The sequence below is a fragment of the Gordonia sp. NPDC127522 genome (assembly GCF_042672305.1).
Classification (GTDB): Bacteria; Actinomycetota; Actinomycetes; order Mycobacteriales; family Mycobacteriaceae; genus Gordonia; species Gordonia hongkongensis.
In genome coordinates this window covers 577,314-592,758 of the sequence record NZ_JBHXVK010000002.1, presented here as the reverse complement: position 1 = coordinate 592,758, position 15,445 = coordinate 577,314, and the positions used below count along the sequence as shown (strand labels likewise).

Below are 15,445 nucleotides of genomic sequence, written 5' to 3'. Positions count from 1 at the left end.
GTCATCGTCGAACGCATCTCGGCGGGATCGACCCAGTTGTTGGTCGGGCCGGCGTCCTCTTCCTTCTCCGAGCAGATGTAGGTCCGCGACTCCACACGGGCCACGTCGGCGGGGTCGGAGTTGGCGAGGAAGGAGTTCGGCTTCTTCTCCTCGTTCAGCTTGACCAGGGTGCCGGCCTTCACCAGGTCGGCGGTCAGGCGCTCCCACTCCTCGTCGCTACCGTCGGACCACACCACCCGGTCGGGCTGGGTCAGCTCGGCGACCTCGGCCACCCAGGCCAGCAGTCCCGCGTGCTTCGTCGGAGCGCTACTCGGGTCCAGTCCGGGAATGGTGGCTGCGGTCATCGTTGGGGCCTCCTCCGAGGTGGTGGCCGGCTTGAATGGCCACCTGTCAGGTCGTCTCGCGGTCAAGGATACGTCCACCGAGCGGGCGCTAGGCCACGGGGTTCGCCAGGTGCGGTCTATCCCACACCCGACGGACAGGTGACGAAAGTCCCTGGTGATCGCGCGCGCTCGGTCTCGGCGCGGAGCGGGCCGGGTCGGGCGCCGGTCACGTGTCAGCCGATTCGTCCCGATCCGCCGGAGATCCACTTCCCGGTATCCGGGTCGAGGACCGCGGAACGGAACTCGCCGTCCGCACCGATCTCGGTGATCTTGTCGACCTGCCCGTCCCGATCGCTGTCCGTGTACACCGTAAACCCGTCGGGCCCGTTGCGGGTGAGCGAATCGTTGATGCCGTCGTTGTCGGTGTCCACCTCGGCGGGCCCGAGATCCCAGATCCGGCCGTCGTCGTGCATCCACAGGTGTTCGTCCAGATCGTCCGACGCCGATGTCTCGTGCAGGGCGGCCACCGAGTCGGCCGAGTGCGGGTCGGCGCCCTCGGCCGCGCCGAACAGCGAGGACTCGTCCGGGCGGGCCGGGTCCGGGAGGTCGTCGGGGAACATCGGGTCCATCGAGATCACTGCTTCCCGTCGTCGTGGCCGGCCCGGGCGACCCCGGCCGTTCCGTCGTCCTGCCCTCGGTCCTCTCGACGTCCCGCCGGATCGTCGGGTTCACCACCCGGGCCGTCCCCGCGGGAGGCGCCCGCCCAGAGCGATTCCGACCGCGCGACCAGCGCACGGCGGACCTCCGCCGCGCGCTCGCGACGGGTTCGTGCGTCGCGGACGCCGACCCCGCTGCGCAGTCGGCGGATCTCATCGTCGAGGCGCGCGACGTCGACCGCCACCTCTCGGTTCCGGCGTTCGTGCGCCCGGGCGATCTGGCCGGCGATCCGGGTCTCGGCCGCGGTGACGCGCAGGGCGAGCTGGTGATCGAGCGTCACCCGCGCCTCGGCGAGGAGCTCGGCGGTGCGTGCCTCGCGATCGGAACGCTCCGCAGCACTGCGCCGGACACGGATCACCCACGCCGCGACCGCGACTCCGAGGATGAGGGCGAGCGGCATGCTGACCCACTGCAACGTCTGGACCGACTCCATCGGTGCGACGACGAGGCGTCCCACACCGAGACCGGTCGAGGCCCCGAGGACGACCACCAACGCGTCTTCGGCGCCTGCGCGCCGAGCCCGGCCGCTCGGCCGCTCGGTGTGGAGGGGCGCCGCGGGCCAGTCCTCGTCCGCCGACGGCTCCGCGTCCAGGCCCACCAGTGCGGTCGACCGGACCGCGTCGACGCGCTCGTCGGCGCGACGACGGACGCCGTCGGCGAGGGCGGCCCAGCCGGTACGGACCCAGGCGCCGTACTCAGAATCCGCGGCGGGAGCGTGGCCGGCGGCGGACGCCGCCAGATCGCGCACCCCGGCGTGCAGTTCCGCCGAGGTCTGCGATCGGACGCGCGCGAGTCCGGCGCGTACCGCCGCCAACCGGTCCGGGCGTCCGCGGTCACGAGCGGCGACCAGTTCGCGACGCGTGGCGAGGAGATCGTCGACGGCAGACTGTGCGGACGCCGCCTCGTCGGCGTCGCTCGTCGGCGCGCCCAGCAGGTGCTCGACCGCCCCGAGTCCTGCCGCGAGGCGTGCCCGCTCGGCGCGGAGCACGCCCGGCGCGCGAGTCGTCTCACGCAACCACTCCACGAGGGCGTCGATCCCCGACTCGTCCACCGCACCCTCGAGGGCCGCGACCGACGACACCCCGAACAGCGGCAGCGTCGCGAACGGGTCGAGGACGGCCCGGTGGGCGCGCACGGTCCGCGGCCACTCCCAGAACGCGTCGATCTTCGTGCACACGATCGCCACGGTCCCGACCTGCGCGCGCATCTGTTCGACGAGGAGTCGTTCCTCCTCACCGACCGACGACGACGGGTCGACGACCACGATCGCCGCACCGGCCGGCGCATCCGAGCGCCCGCCGCGGGCGACGATGTCGAGGTCCGGGGCGAGCGCCCGGCAGGCCTCGACCAGCGTGCGGACGCCCACTCCGTCGGTCCCGACGACCAGCACGTCGGTGCCCGCGTCGACCCCGACGGCGTCGAAGCCGGTCAGCTCCCGCGCGGCGGCGAGTGCCGTGTCGGTCATGTGCCCGCTCCTGCCCCGGCCAGAAGTCGCTCGGCACCGGCGCGGTCGACCCCAGCCGCGGCCGCCTCCTCCAACCGGGCGCGCAACTCGACCTCACGCCAATGTCGAATCCGGTCGACCCGCTCCCCGATCGGTCCCGCGAGATCAGGAACGCCGCTGGCGTCGCGGAGCGCCCGGCTCAGGGCCTCGGCGTTCGCGGCCACGACGGAACGGGACTCGATGAGCGCGAGCGCGGTGTCGATGCCGAAGGCGTCGAGCCGGCGCAGCAACCCCTGCCGCATCAACCGTTCGTCGGAACCCGGACGTCCCACGAGGAACCGGCCGGCCATCGACGGCAGGCCGACGCCCGCGGCCGCCATCGTCGCCAGCGCGGCGAACTCGGCGTCGTCGAGGTCGGCGCAGGCCAGCAACTGCGAGACCGGGTACACCGGCGTGTCCAGACGCTCGGCACACGACGCCGCCACCGCGACCGCCGCATCCCAGTCGCCGTGCGTGTCGGCCTTCCCGAGCACCACGAGCAGACGGTCGGCCGGGAGGGACGCGAAGAGTTCGCGGTCGGCGCGCCGCGGCGGCCCGGCCAGGACCAGAATCCACAGATCGGTGTCGGCGACCCCCTGCTCGTCCTCACCCGGCCCGATCACGGTGAGCGACAGTCGTTCTCGCAGCGCACGGGCCATCGTGTCCCGACCGGTCCCGGGCCGGCCGACGACCTGGACGTGCAACGGACGGAGGAAACGCCGGCCCGCACCGGCCAGGACGGGCACGAGCGGCGACACCGGGTCGACGAGGTCGACGAGTCGTCCCTGCTCGGCGGCCGTCCACAACTCGCTCCCGGCGGGCACGCCACGCCGGCCACCGTTCACCGGTGCCCCCACCGCAGCCTCCTCGCCATCCGACCCTGCGCCTCCCACGACCCGCGTCCACCGCACCGCCACCCCGGGCATCGGCGCACGTGAACCGCGACAGGGCCGAGAATAATCGGGATCCGGGCGAACGGCGGAGACAGCTCCACATCCCCTCGCGGGGCCGAGCGGGTCCACGTCCGCACCGCTGCCGTCCGGGCCGCCGTTCCCCCGCGACTTCGCCGCGACGGCACGATGCGCAACGATGGACGCGTGAACAACAGCCCCGACAGGTCCCGGTTGTACCCCCGCGTGACGAGCTTCCGCTTCCGCCGCGGCACGCTGACGACCGGTCAGCAGCGCAACTGGGAGACACTGTGGCCGGTGCTGGGCCGCGACCTCGAGATCGGGCCGGAACGGGTCCCGGAGCCGCAACTCGACCTCACCGAACTGTTCGGGCGCGAGGCCCCGAAGGTCCTCGAGATCGGCAGCGGTACCGGCATCTCGACCGCCGCGATGGCCGAGGCCGAACCGGATGTCGACGTCGTGGCCGTCGAGGTCTACAAGCCGGGCCTGGCCCAGCTCCTCGGCCTCGTCGACCGCAACGGGCTGACCAATGTCCGCCTGATCCGCGGCGACGCCGCCATCGTCCTCACCGAGCTCATCCCGTCGTCGAGCCTCACCGGCGTGCGGCTGTTCTTCCCCGACCCGTGGCCCAAATCGCGTCACCACAAGCGACGCTTCGTCCAGACCGGCACACTGGAACTGATCGCGGACCGGCTCGTCCCGGGCGGGGTGCTGCACATCGCGACCGATCACGCCGGTTATGCGGAGTGGATCGCGGAGGCGCTCGCCACCCAGGACGCCGACCGCCCCCACGTCGTGCAATTGACGCGGGAGTCGCCGATCGCGCTGCAGCGGCCGACGACGAAGTTCGAGGGACGCGCGGAGCGCGAGGGCCGCTACGTCAGCGAGTTCGTCTACACGCGGCCCATCCCGCCGGCCACCACGACCGGCGACACCCCGACGGGAGCCCGCCATGAGTGACCACAGCCCGACCGGCTTCGCCGACACCATCTCCGGCCAGACGGGGACGCGCCGCATGCTGCTGGTGTGGGACGCGCCCAACATGGACATGGGCCTCGGTGCCCTGCTCGGCGGACGGCCCACCGCCGCGCACCGTCCCCGGTTCGACGCCCTGGGCCGGTGGTTGCTGCAGCGGACCGCGGATGTGTCCGCTCTCACCGACGGAGGCGGCGCGGTCGAGCCCGAGGCCACCGTGTTCACCAACATCGCCCCTGGTAGCGCCGACGTCGTCCGGCCGTGGGTGGACGCTCTCCGCAATGTCGGTTTCGCCGTGTTCGCCAAGCCGAAGCTGTCCGACGACAGCGACGTCGACTCCGACATGCTCGACCACATCGAACTTCGCAGGCACACTGTTGGACTAGCCGGCGTGATCGTGGCGTCCGCCGACGGCCAGGCATTCCGCGAACCGCTGCTCGAGGTGGTCGGCGACGGCGTGCCCGTCACCGTCATCGGGTTCCGCGAGCACGCCAGCTGGGCACTGAGCACCGAAGAACTGGAGTTCATCGATCTCGAGGACATCCCCGGCGTGTTCCGCGAGCCGCTGCCACGCATCGGCCTGGACTCCCTGCCCGACGAGGGCGCCTGGCTCACACCCTTCCGCCCGCTCAGCGCACTGTTGCGCTGACCTGCGGCGTCACGGTCCCGCCGGGGTCGTCGGACGGCGATCCGCGACCCGGCATCCGACGCCGACACGGGTGTGCCGCGCGTGACCCCGAGGCCCACGCCTCAGGGATCACTCAGGCAACACTGTCAGGATCTCTCGGGAAACTGACAGAATCGCCACCGGCGGCCCCGAGCCGACGGCGCCGAAGGCCCGACCAGTCGTACACGAAAGGACATCGCGTGTTCCGGTTCATCGGCACATTCGTCTACCGAATGCGCTTCCTCGTCATCGCGGTGCTCATCGCGATGATGGCCGGACTCGGGCTGTACGGTCTCGATCTCGGCAAGCACCTCAGTCAGAGCGGCTGGTTCGATCCGACGTCGGAGTCCGACACCGGTGCGCGCTACGCCGACCAGGCGCTGGGGCGCGACCACACGTCCGACATCATCCTGCTGGTCACCCCGCCGGAGGGCACCCGCGTCGACGACAAGGCGTTCGGCGCGAAGGTCGAGACGTTCGTCGAGGACCTCATCGCGACCCATCCCGACATCGTGGGGCGCGCCGATCCCGGTCTGTACGACCCGTTCCTCGTCCAGCCCGCGCAGAGCACGCTGCAGGACCGGCTGTTCACCGAGGACGGCAGACACGCCTTCATCAGCATCGGCGTCGCCGGGAACGACGACACGACGGTCCTCAACAACTACAAGACCATCGAACCGTTCTTCGAGGACATACCCGAACGCTTCGACCTGCCCGGTACGACCTTCGAGCTCGCCGGCCTGCAACCGGTCGCCGGGTCGATGGCCGAGGGCATGGACAAGGACATCCACCGCGCCGAGGTGCTCGCGCTGCCGCTGGTGGCGATCATGCTGTTCTTCGTGTTCGGCGGCGTCGTCGCCGCCTGCCTACCCGTCCTCATCGGCGGTCTGACCATCGCCGGGTCGCTGGGCATCATGAAGATCCTCGCGCTCACCACCGAGCTCAACATCTTCGCGCAGTCGGTGGTCACGCTGATCGGTCTCGGCATCGCAATCGACTACGGCCTGTTCATCGTGTCGCGTTTCCGCGAGGAACTCGGTGAGGGCTATTCGACGAAGGCCGCGGTCCGAAGAACGGTGATGACCGCGGGCCAGACGGTGGTCTTCTCCGCGACGATCATCGTCGCCGCCCTGGCGTGTCTGCTGATCATGCCGCAGGGCTTCCTCAAATCCGTCGCCTACGGTGCGATCGCATCGGTGTCGCTGGCCGCGATCCTCTCGATCACCGTCCTCCCGGCGATCCTGGGCATCCTCGGCCCCCGCGTGAACATGCTGTCGATCAGCACGGTCATGAAGTACACCGCCGTTCCGCTGGCCCGGCGGTTCTCCGGCGAGGAGCGCGCCGCGGCGATCCAGAACCGATTCAGCGGTCGCATGAAGACCAGCCAGGAAGTCGAGAACGGCTTCTGGGGCCGACTCGCGACGTGGGTGATGAAGCACCCGGTCAAGACCGCGGTTCCCACCGTGCTCCTGTTACTCGCGCTGATCATCCCGTTCGGCAGCATCCAGTTCGGCGGGATCAGCGAGAAGTTCCTGCCACCGGACAACCCCAACCGCGTCGCGCAGGAGAAGTTCGACGAATACTTCCCGAGCGAGCGGACCGAGGCCATCAAGCTCGTCATCATCTACGACGAGTCGAGCCAGGCCGACCAGAACAAGCTCGACGCGATCGCGCAGCGCGCCGACGCGGTCCCCGGCTTCACCAACAAGTTCAGCGACGCCGACAAGTCCGACTTCGGGTCGTTCGACGCCGAGCGGTACCCCAACGTGGGCGTCTACCAGGTGTCGGCGGGTCTGGTGGACCGGAACACCGCCGCCCAGGCGATCGAGCAGTTGCGCGCGATCGACACCGAGGGCCTCACGATGTACGTCTCGGGTACCCCGGCCCTGACCCAGGACTCGATCGACGCGCTGATGCAACGGCTCCCGCTGATGGCGGTCATGCTCGTCCTCATCACCGGCCTGCTGATGTTCCTGCAGTTCGGTTCGATCGTCCTGCCGATCAAGGCCGCGCTCATGACGGCTCTGGGTCTCGGTGCCACGCTCGGCATCCTGACGTGGATCTTCGTCGACGGTCACGGCGCCGAGCTGGCCAACTTCACCCCGGGCCCACTGTTCGCAGCGGTGCTCGTGCTGATCATCGCCATCGTGTTCGGCCTCTCGACCGACTACGAGGTGTTCCTGCTCTCCCGCATGGTCGAGGCCAGACAGAAGGGCGCGAGCACCACCGAGGCGATCCGCAGCGGCACCGCGCACACCGGCGGCATCATCACCGCGGCCGCCGCGATCCTGGTCGTGGTCACCGGCGCGTTCAGCCTGTCCGAGATCGTGATGATGAAGTACATCGCGTTCGGCATGATCGCCGCGCTGATCCTGGACGCCACAGTGATCCGCATGCTGCTCGTCCCGTCGGTGATGAAGCTGCTCGGGGACGACTGCTGGTGGGCACCGCGGTGGATGCGCGTGGTCCAGCGCAAGATCGGTCTCGGCGAGACCGTCCTCGACGACGAACCCGACGAGCAGCGCGACGCCGGAGCCGGCGCCCGTCCGATGAGTGCGGGCACCGTGGTGGCCGAGGCGCCGACCTCGGTGATGGCCGCGGCACGCAGGCAACCGGCCGCCGGCGCGGTTCCCGCCCGGGGTCGTGTGCCGGCCGCCGTCGGTCGCCCCGCCGCACCGGCGCGGCCCGCCCCGGACCGACCGCTCACCAACGGCCGCCCGGCGGGCCAGGCCCCCGACCAGCGCACCGGTTCCGGTCCCACCCCGACTCCGCCGTCCCCCTCGGGTCCGCCGCCGACCACCAGCGGCCGCCCGGGTACTGCGCCGACCCCGCCGCGTACGCCGCCGGCGCGCATCGGACCCACGCCCGTACCCGGTGCCCGGGCCCCCGAACCGGCCGGACGCCGTCCCGCGACGCCCTACCGCCGCTCTGCCGTGTCGAAGGGTGATCGCCCCGACACCGGCGGCTGGAGCCTCGGCGAGGGTGGCATCCGACTCGGCGACGCCACCCCTCGCTCGGGGAACGGGGACCGTCCGACGGTCACTCCCCCGTCCGCCCCGCCACGGGTGCCGGAGACCGGTGGGCGTCCGAATCCCGGAACCGCCCGGCCGACGCCGGAGCCGACCGGCCAGCGCTCACCGCTCGGGCGCCGGCCCGCCCTCGACGAGACCGGTCGTCGCCCCCTGGCCGCCTCGGTCAGCCCGGAGACCTCGACCCCGTCGTCTCGGAGTCGACGCAGCAACGGTCCGTCGCCGATGGAGCGCGGACTCAGCGCCGACGCGACCCCGGCCGCCGCGCGGCCCGACGCCGGTCCCGCCTCGGGTGAGCAGGATCGCCCGGCCGACGAGTCGAACCGTCGCCGGCGGCCGCGTACCGACCGGCACGCCCGGTCCGACGAGACCGGTGACGACGGCCAGATCAGCGTCCAGGAGCTGCTGAAGCGGAGCCGTTCACAGAAGTGACCGCTCGGCGGCTCACTCCTCCTCGAGCCCGTGTTCGAGAACGTAGCGGGTCAATTCCACGCGGTTGCCGAGCTGGAGTTTGCGGAGGGTGGCCTGGACATGGTTCTCGACGGTCCGGTGACTCAGGTCCAGGCGCCGCGCGATCTGCTTGGCGCTCAACCCCTTTGCCACCAGGCGCAGCACCTCGGTCTCACGCTCGGTGAGCACGGGCGCGGCGGGTGCGGAGTCGGGCTGCTGGGACATGCGCCGGTACTCGCCCAGCACCAGGCCCGCGAGCCCCGGGGTGAAGACCGCCTGGCCGTCGGCGGTCGCCCGGACGGCGTCCACCAGCTCCTCGCGTGACGACGACTTCACCAGATAGCCACTGGCCCCGGCCTTCACGGCCTCGAGGACGTCGTCGCGCTCACCCGACGCGGACAGCACGAGGATGCGGGTCTTCGGCGAGACCTCCAGGACCGCCGCCGTCGCCTCCGTACCGGTCCCGTCGGTCAGCTGCATGTCCATCAGGACCACGTCGGGGGTGACGGCGGCCGCGCGCCGACCGGCACTGCCCACGCCGTCCGCGGTGGCGACGACGTCGAATCCCTCGTCGGCGAGATCGCGGGCCACCGCCTCTCGCCAGATCGGGTGGTCGTCGACGACCATGATCCGCAGCGGCGTCCGCCCCTCGTCACTCCGGCCTGCACTCATACCCGATGCTTCCCTTCGCCGTTCAGCTCTCGTCCCGCGGGACGGTGAACTCCCATTCCGTACCCGCACCCGGTTCGGTGTCGAGGCGCGCGGTGCCGCCGAGGGACTCGATCCGTCCGACGATCGACTTCGACACCCCGACGCGGCCCTGCGCAACCGCCTCGGCGAGCCGACCGTCCGGGATGCCGATCCCGTCGTCCCGCACACTCACCACGACGTCCCGCCCCAGATCCTCCACCAGGATGTACGCGCGCGCACCGGGACCGGCATGGTTCACGACGTTGTCGAGCGCGTTGACCACCGCCGCGCGGATCTCCGCGCCCTTCTGCGCCGATACCGTCACCGGGTCCGCGGGAGCACTCACCGACACCCGCGCATCGGCGAAGACGCGCAGGGCGGCGGCGAGATCGACGTTGCATTGCGCTTCGGGTTCGGTCGCGACGGGTTCGTCCGTGTCGGAGATCAGCCGACGCAGCGTACGCTCCTGCTCCGCCGCGAGGGTGGCGAGTTCACCTGTCGGACCGCCGATCTCGCGTCCGCGGCGCGCGATCAGCGCGAGCACCTGGAGTACCCCGTCGTGCACCTCACGGGAGAGCCGTTCGCGTTCCTCGGCAGCCGCGGCGATCCGCGCCGCCCGGGACAGCTGGTCCTGGACCCGACGCGCGTTCGCAGCCGCGAGCCCGACCGCCATGCCGGTCGCCACGATGACGATGATCGTGGCATTCCGACCGAAGTCGAGGTTCAGTTCGCCTTTCACGAAGGTGCTGGTGCCGCCGATGATCAGCCCCGACACGATCCCCCCGACCGGGCCGGTGAGGATCGCGACCGAGATGACCGCGTTGGTGGCCCACAGCGTCGTCGGCCAGGTCTGGTTGTTCCACGCCCACTCCGCGCCGGCGACATACGACGTCGACAACATCAGCGCGCAGACGACGAGCACCTCGGCACCGACCCACACCCGGTTGCGCGCGAATCCGACGAAGTAGCCGATCCCGCTGACCAGCGTCCACGCGGAGAGCAGGCCGAAGAGCGCCCAGGCGACGCCGCCGCGGTCGAGGTCGGGGTTGACGGCGATGTGGAAGCCGAGTGCGTACAGATAGGACAGCAGCCGGAAGATCTGGGCGCCCCGCCACAGCGGACCGACCGGGTCGTCGTCGACGACACGTGCCAGACGATCCGGATCGGTGTCCCGGTCCGGCGGGCCGACCTCGAGCCCCGGCCACCGGCGCGTCACGTTCCCCCGCCCCGGCCGTCCCCGTCCCGGTCACTGCCACCGCGGTCGGTCTCGACCTCGCCCCGGCGAACATCCGTCGGGCGTTCCGGTCCGGGGCCCCCGGCCTTCGAGGGGGTTCCAGGGGCCTCGTGTGCGAGCGTCTCGGCCGCGGCGTCGGGGTCGTCGGTGTCCCACGCCGGTGAATCGGGCTCGGCGACGACCCCCGGGCGCCCGTCCACGGGCTCGGTCGGGTCCCCCTTCAGGCGTCGGATCGCGGTGTTGAAGAACGCGATCAGGGGCACCGCGAGCAGACCACCGATGATGCCGGCCGACACCAGGCCGGCCGCGATCCCGAGCACCACCGCAACCGGATGCAGGCGCACCGACCGCCCGAGCAGGAACGGCTGCAGCACATGGCTTTCGAGCTGCATGACACCGACGACGATGGCGAGGGCGACGACCGCGGCGATCCAGCCCTGGGTCACGAGGGCGACGAGCACCGCCAGCGTGCCGGTGACCAGGGCACCGACGATCGGGATGAAGGCGCCCAGGAAGACCAGCGAGGCCAGCGGAAGCGCCAGGGGCACTTGCAGGATGGCGAGTCCGATCCCGATGCCGCAGGCGTCGACGAAGGCCACCGCGACGGTCGCCCGGACGTACCCGACGAGCGTGCCGAAACCGGCGATACCCGCCTCCCACACCCGATTCCGATTGGTCTGTGGGATGAGCTTGACCGAGAACTGCCAGATCTGACCACCGCCGTAGAGGAAGAAGATCAGCAGGAACAGCGTCAGCAGGGCGCCGGTGATGATCTCGCTGGCCGTGGTGGCGGTGGCCAGCGCACCGCTGGTGACACGGTCCTGGTTGTGCTGGATGAAGTCGAGCGTGTCGGTGCCGAAGTTGCGCACCTGGTCGCGATCGAGCCCGAGCGGCCCGTTGATGAGCCATTCCCTGGTCTTCTCGACGGTCACGGTGACCTGCTCGGCGAGTTCGGGAACACCGTCGATGAACTCGCGGACCACGAAGGTCATGACGGCGGCGAGCAACCCGATCGCGACGACGAGGTTGACGATCACCGCCAGCGAACGCGGCAGACCGCGCCGGTCGAGTGCGTCGACCCCGGGAACCAGCATCGCCGAGATCAGGATGGCGAGGGCGACCGGCACGAGGACTTCCTCGAACTCCCGGAACAGCCTGGTCGCGACGTAAGCGGCCGCGACCAGGAGCAGTAGCCGCCACGCCCACTCCGCCGCCGCGCGTACCTGCGGATGAACCTTCGCCCGGTCGATGGACGCGAGGTCCCGGACGTCGCGCGGACGGTCGGCTCGTTCGGCTTCGGTCACGAGAGTCACACTAGTGCTGTGCCTCGGGGACCGGACGCCGTACACACCCCCGATTGCGCAGGTCGCCGACGGGGGTCGTCACCGACACAGGCCCCCCTACCCTAGGGTGGCACGTATGTCGTCGGAGGATGTTGGCTCGCCGGGGGGCGCGGCAGCCCCGGTGACCCGTCCTCGGTTCTGGTGGGTCCGGTGGGTCCTGCTCACCGTCGTCCTGGTCATTCTCGCGGTCGAAGTCGTTCTCATCTGGCCCGAACTGCGGGGCGCCTGGCTGCGCATCGGTGAGATCGAGTGGCACTGGGTCGCGGCGTGTCTCGTCGCCGCGATGCTGTCGATGGACAGTTTCGCCCAGGTCCAGCGCGCACTGTTGCGCTCGGCGGGCCTGCGGGTCACGCAGTGGAAGTCCCTGTCGGTCATCCTCGCGGCCAACTCGCTGAGCCAGACGATGCCGGGCGGCCAGGTCCTCGCCCCCGCGTTCACCTATCGGGAAACCCGCAAGTGGGGTGCGACACCGGTCATCGCGTCGTGGCAGGTCGTCATGTCGGGCCTGCTCGCCGGCATCGGTCTCGCGGTGCTCGGGTTCGGCGGCGCCCTCCTGGCCGGCGCGAAGACCAGCCCGTTCTCGGTCGTCTTCTCCGTCGCCGGGTTCCTTGCGGTCGCGGTGGTCCTGCAGTACCTGGCCAGTCATCCGGAATCGTTGAAGAGCACCGGGATTCGAGTCCTGGGTTGGGTGAACCAACTCCGGAACAAGCCGGAGGACCACGGCACCGAGAAGTTGTTCGAGACCCTCGAACAACTCCGGGCGGTGCAACTCACCAAGCGCGACACCTCGGTCGCATTCGGCTGGAGCCTGTTCAACTGGGTCGCCGACGTCGGGTGTCTGATGTTCGCCTGCTGGGCGGTCGACGCCCACCCGAGCATCTCCGGACTGATGGTCGCCTATGCGGCGGGCAAGGCCGTCGGCTCGGCGATCCCCCTGCTGCCGGGCGGCATCGGCGTCGTCGACGCGGTGCTCGTCCCCGCACTGACCAGCGCCGGGATGCCCGCCGCCGACGCCATCACGGCGGTCCTCATCTACCGGCTGATCAGCTATGTGATCGTGTCGGCCATCGGCTGGGTGGTCATCGGTCTCATGTTCCGTAACCGCATCAAGCGCGACGACACGTTCATCGACGAGGTCGAGCGGGACGCCGACGCCCTCGAACGCTCGGCCGACGACCCGTCGCCCCTGACGCCCGACGGTCCGGCGCTCCCCATCCCGCCGCCAGATGATGTCGAACCGCCGCGCCCGGGGGCCCCGCCCGCGGACGGACCCGACAACCCGCATCGAGGGGACTCCGCACGAACGTCCGACACCGATCCGCCGTCGGACCCGGTACGGTAATCCACCATGCTGAGCTCGAAGACGGACCGGGGCTCCGACGCGACGGCGGAGACGGGGTCCTCGCCGGCGCGCGGAACGGCGACGGGTCCCGTCGCCGCCCTGTTCGACGCGGTGGCGATCACGGTCTTCGTCCTCATCGGCCGGGCCAGTCACGAAGAGGGCTATGCGCTGACCTCGGTGCTGCACACACTGTGGCCGTTCCTCGCCGGCTGTGCGGCCGGCTGGTCGATCACCTACGTCTACGCGCACGTGCGGTCGAGCGACTTCTTCGGTCACGACTTCCGGCCGGACCGGGTCGTCCCGGTCGGTCTCGTCATCTGGTTCTGCACGGTGACCGTCGCGATGATCCTGCGCTTCATCCTCAGCCAGGGCGTGGCGGTGAGCTTCGTGATCGTCGCGGCCGTGGTGCTCGCGCTCTTCCTGCTCGGCTGGCGAGCCGTCTTCGCCTACCTCGGTCGTCGCGCCGCCGCCTGACGACGCGAGTCGCGAGCGTTGGCGGACCTACTTGATCGTGAAGTACTTCTGCGCGACCTGGAGTGCGGCGGTCCCCGACTTGGGTCCCTCGGTGTAGATGACGACGACCTGACCGCCCTGGAGACCCACGAACCATCCGGGCCCCTCGGGACCGTTGGTGCCGACGAGGGCCCGCAGTCCCGGTGCGCGGGTGAGGTCACTGGCGTCGCCGGTCGCGGCGGTGCTGGTCATCGCCTGCAGCACCGGCCGGACGACCGCCGGATCGAGCCCGCCGAGCTCGCCGCCGGCGATCTTCGTCGGCACGTTCTTCAGCACGAACGGCGGCACCGACGAGGCCTGCCCGGAGGCGCTGCGCGCCATGGCGACACCGAAGGCGGCCATGTTGGTCATCGACATCATGCTCGAGCCGGGACGGTAGTCGATGGTTGCGATCCCGGGACGATCAGGGGTGGGCACGCTGGCACCGGGCACGGTGAACTGGACGCCGAGTCCGAGCCGGTCGAGCAGTTCGTCGCCACGCTGCTGCTCCGACCCGACAGCTCGCCCGATCGCGTCGAAGACGGGATCGAGGGTGGTGCCGACCGGATAGGGCTGGTCGAGGTCGACGCCGCTCTCGATCGCGTACGAGTTCTGCGCCATCCCGGTGATCGCACCGGTCTGCGCGTCGAGGGTCATGATCGTCGCGGGTTGACCGACCTCGACGGCCGCGTCGCCCAGGGACAGCTGGACGCCCTGGTCCATCGTGGTCGGGACGTCGGGTCCGGGAGGACCCTGCTCGCCGGCCAGCTTGCGGGGCGCGGCACCCGGGCCGAGCATCTCGACCTGCCACCCGGCGGTGGCGTCTCGGATGGCCTGCCAGTAGTTGGTCAGCCCGTCCTCGAGGGGTGAGGACAGGCGCCGGTCGGCCATCACCAATTGGTCGGACCGGTTGACCACGACACCGGGGACCCGACGCGGGTCGCCGGCCAGGACCTCCATGTCGGAGTCCCGCAGACCGACCGCGGTGACGGCCCGGCCCGGCGTGGCGTCGAGCTTCTCGCGGATGACCTGCCCGGTGATCAGCGGCGCGATGGGCGCGATCACCCCGGCCAGCGCCCGCACCGAGGCGTTGAGGTCCGGGGTTCGGGTGGGATCGAGCACGATCTCGTTGACCGGCTGGGCGTACATGAAGACCCGGCCGGTTCGGCTGCGGACGGTCGGGGCCGGCTTCGCGTCGGTGCGGATCTCGCGCAGGGTGCCGCCGGCGGCGAGGCCGGCGTGCAGGATCGCGGGGTCCCAGGTCACCTTCCAGCCCGACGACAGCTTGCGTGCGGTACCGCCGCTGGTCGACTCGTACGTGCGGCCCTTGTCCCAGTTCCAGGTGGTGGTGACCGAGAACGTCGCCGTCCCGTCGCTGTACTCGACGGGGTTGTCGACGTCGACGTCGACGCGTTGGGCACCCATTTGTCTCAGAGTGGTGGTGAGACTGTCACCGGCCTGGCCCGGCGCGGTGGTGAACGTGGCGGCCCCGCCGGCGTCCTGGCGGCTCAGCGCGCCGGCGAATGCGTCGATGGCGGCAGCGGCACCCGTGTCGGTCGAACCGGCGAACCCGCAGGAACTCACCATGACCGCGCACGTGACCGCGGCACAAGCGGCTGTCGTCGCGCGCTTGACCCAGATCTTCATGACGACAATTTTCACTCGTGTAACACTCGAAATCGACGCCGCCAGCTTCCATTCGGGGATCAAGCCGGTCACGAACTCATCTCGCCCACGGGACTTTTGACACTCCGCGGCGTGCGCGATCGCCGTCCGGGGACCGACGTCG

The 15,445-nt window shown here is 70.7% G+C and carries 12 protein-coding genes and 1 pseudogene; 5 read left to right on the top strand and 8 right to left on the bottom strand.

The window, feature by feature from the left end:
* From ACFVHY_RS06995 to ACFVHY_RS06980, 4 genes and pseudogenes are all read right to left on the bottom strand, one after another.
* Positions 1-344 (bottom strand): annotated as a pseudogene (locus ACFVHY_RS06995) (phosphoenolpyruvate carboxykinase); the annotation flags it as partial.
* 212 nt (positions 345-556) lie between these two features.
* Complete coding sequence (locus ACFVHY_RS06990) at positions 557-961, bottom strand: DUF6802 family protein (RefSeq protein WP_390270065.1); 405 nt, start codon at positions 959-961, stop codon at positions 557-559.
* Complete coding sequence (locus ACFVHY_RS06985) at positions 958-2,505, bottom strand: hypothetical protein (RefSeq protein ID WP_390270062.1); 1,548 nt, start codon at positions 2,503-2,505, stop codon at positions 958-960. The genes ACFVHY_RS06990 and ACFVHY_RS06985 overlap by 4 nt, the downstream gene beginning before the upstream one ends.
* Positions 2,502-3,380, bottom strand: a complete 879-nt coding sequence (locus ACFVHY_RS06980; RefSeq protein ID WP_390270059.1) for a hypothetical protein — start codon at positions 3,378-3,380, stop codon at positions 2,502-2,504. The genes ACFVHY_RS06985 and ACFVHY_RS06980 overlap by 4 nt, the downstream gene beginning before the upstream one ends.
* A 222-nt stretch (positions 3,381-3,602) precedes the next feature.
* On the opposite strand from ACFVHY_RS06980, the gene trmB reads away from it, so the two are divergent.
* The 3 genes from trmB (at position 3,603) to ACFVHY_RS06965 (ending at position 8,537) form a co-directional block, all read left to right on the top strand.
* Positions 3,603-4,394 carry a tRNA (guanosine(46)-N7)-methyltransferase TrmB gene (gene trmB / locus ACFVHY_RS06975; protein ID WP_390270056.1) on the top strand — a complete coding sequence of 264 codons (792 nt, stop codon included), beginning with the start codon at positions 3,603-3,605 and terminating at the stop codon, positions 4,392-4,394.
* Positions 4,387-5,058, top strand: a complete 672-nt coding sequence (locus tag ACFVHY_RS06970; RefSeq protein ID WP_058252241.1) for an NYN domain-containing protein — start codon at positions 4,387-4,389, stop codon at positions 5,056-5,058. The genes trmB and ACFVHY_RS06970 overlap by 8 nt, the downstream gene beginning before the upstream one ends.
* Before the next feature lie 218 nt (positions 5,059-5,276).
* The gene (locus ACFVHY_RS06965) at positions 5,277-8,537 is read left to right on the top strand and encodes an MMPL family transporter (protein ID WP_390270053.1); all 3,261 of its coding nucleotides are present in this window, start codon (positions 5,277-5,279) and stop codon (positions 8,535-8,537) included.
* Positions 8,538-8,549: 12 nt separating this feature from the next.
* Here the strand turns inward: ACFVHY_RS06965 and ACFVHY_RS06960 are convergent, their stop codons facing one another.
* The 3 genes from ACFVHY_RS06960 to ACFVHY_RS06950 are packed head-to-tail and all read right to left on the bottom strand — an operon-like array spanning position 8,550 to position 11,783.
* Positions 8,550-9,227 carry a response regulator gene (locus ACFVHY_RS06960; RefSeq protein WP_390270050.1) on the bottom strand — a complete coding sequence of 226 codons (678 nt, stop codon included), beginning with the start codon at positions 9,225-9,227 and terminating at the stop codon, positions 8,550-8,552.
* Between the two features lie 22 nt (positions 9,228-9,249).
* On the bottom strand, positions 9,250-10,461 hold the full coding sequence (gene macS, locus ACFVHY_RS06955; RefSeq protein WP_390270047.1) for a MacS family sensor histidine kinase: 1,212 nt from the start codon (positions 10,459-10,461) through the stop codon (positions 9,250-9,252).
* The gene (locus tag ACFVHY_RS06950; protein ID WP_390270044.1) at positions 10,458-11,783 is read right to left on the bottom strand and encodes an AI-2E family transporter; all 1,326 of its coding nucleotides are present in this window, start codon (positions 11,781-11,783) and stop codon (positions 10,458-10,460) included. Before ACFVHY_RS06950 ends, macS begins: the two co-directional genes overlap by 4 nt.
* A gap of 115 nt (positions 11,784-11,898) precedes the next feature.
* Here ACFVHY_RS06950 and ACFVHY_RS06945 point away from each other — a divergent pair, with 115 nt between their 5' ends.
* Together ACFVHY_RS06945 and ACFVHY_RS06940 are read left to right on the top strand one after the other, a co-directional pair.
* Positions 11,899-13,164, top strand: coding sequence for a flippase-like domain-containing protein (locus ACFVHY_RS06945; protein WP_390270041.1), 1,266 nt, complete (start codon positions 11,899-11,901; stop codon positions 13,162-13,164).
* Positions 13,165-13,170: 6 nt separating this feature from the next.
* Positions 13,171-13,638, top strand: a complete 468-nt coding sequence (locus ACFVHY_RS06940) for a DUF3054 domain-containing protein (protein WP_058252246.1) — start codon at positions 13,171-13,173, stop codon at positions 13,636-13,638.
* Between the two features lie 27 nt (positions 13,639-13,665).
* Here the strand turns inward: ACFVHY_RS06940 and ACFVHY_RS06935 are convergent, their stop codons facing one another.
* Complete coding sequence (locus ACFVHY_RS06935; RefSeq protein ID WP_390270037.1) at positions 13,666-15,303, bottom strand: NTF2-like N-terminal transpeptidase domain-containing protein; 1,638 nt, start codon at positions 15,301-15,303, stop codon at positions 13,666-13,668.
* Between the last annotated feature and the right edge of the window lie 142 nt (positions 15,304-15,445).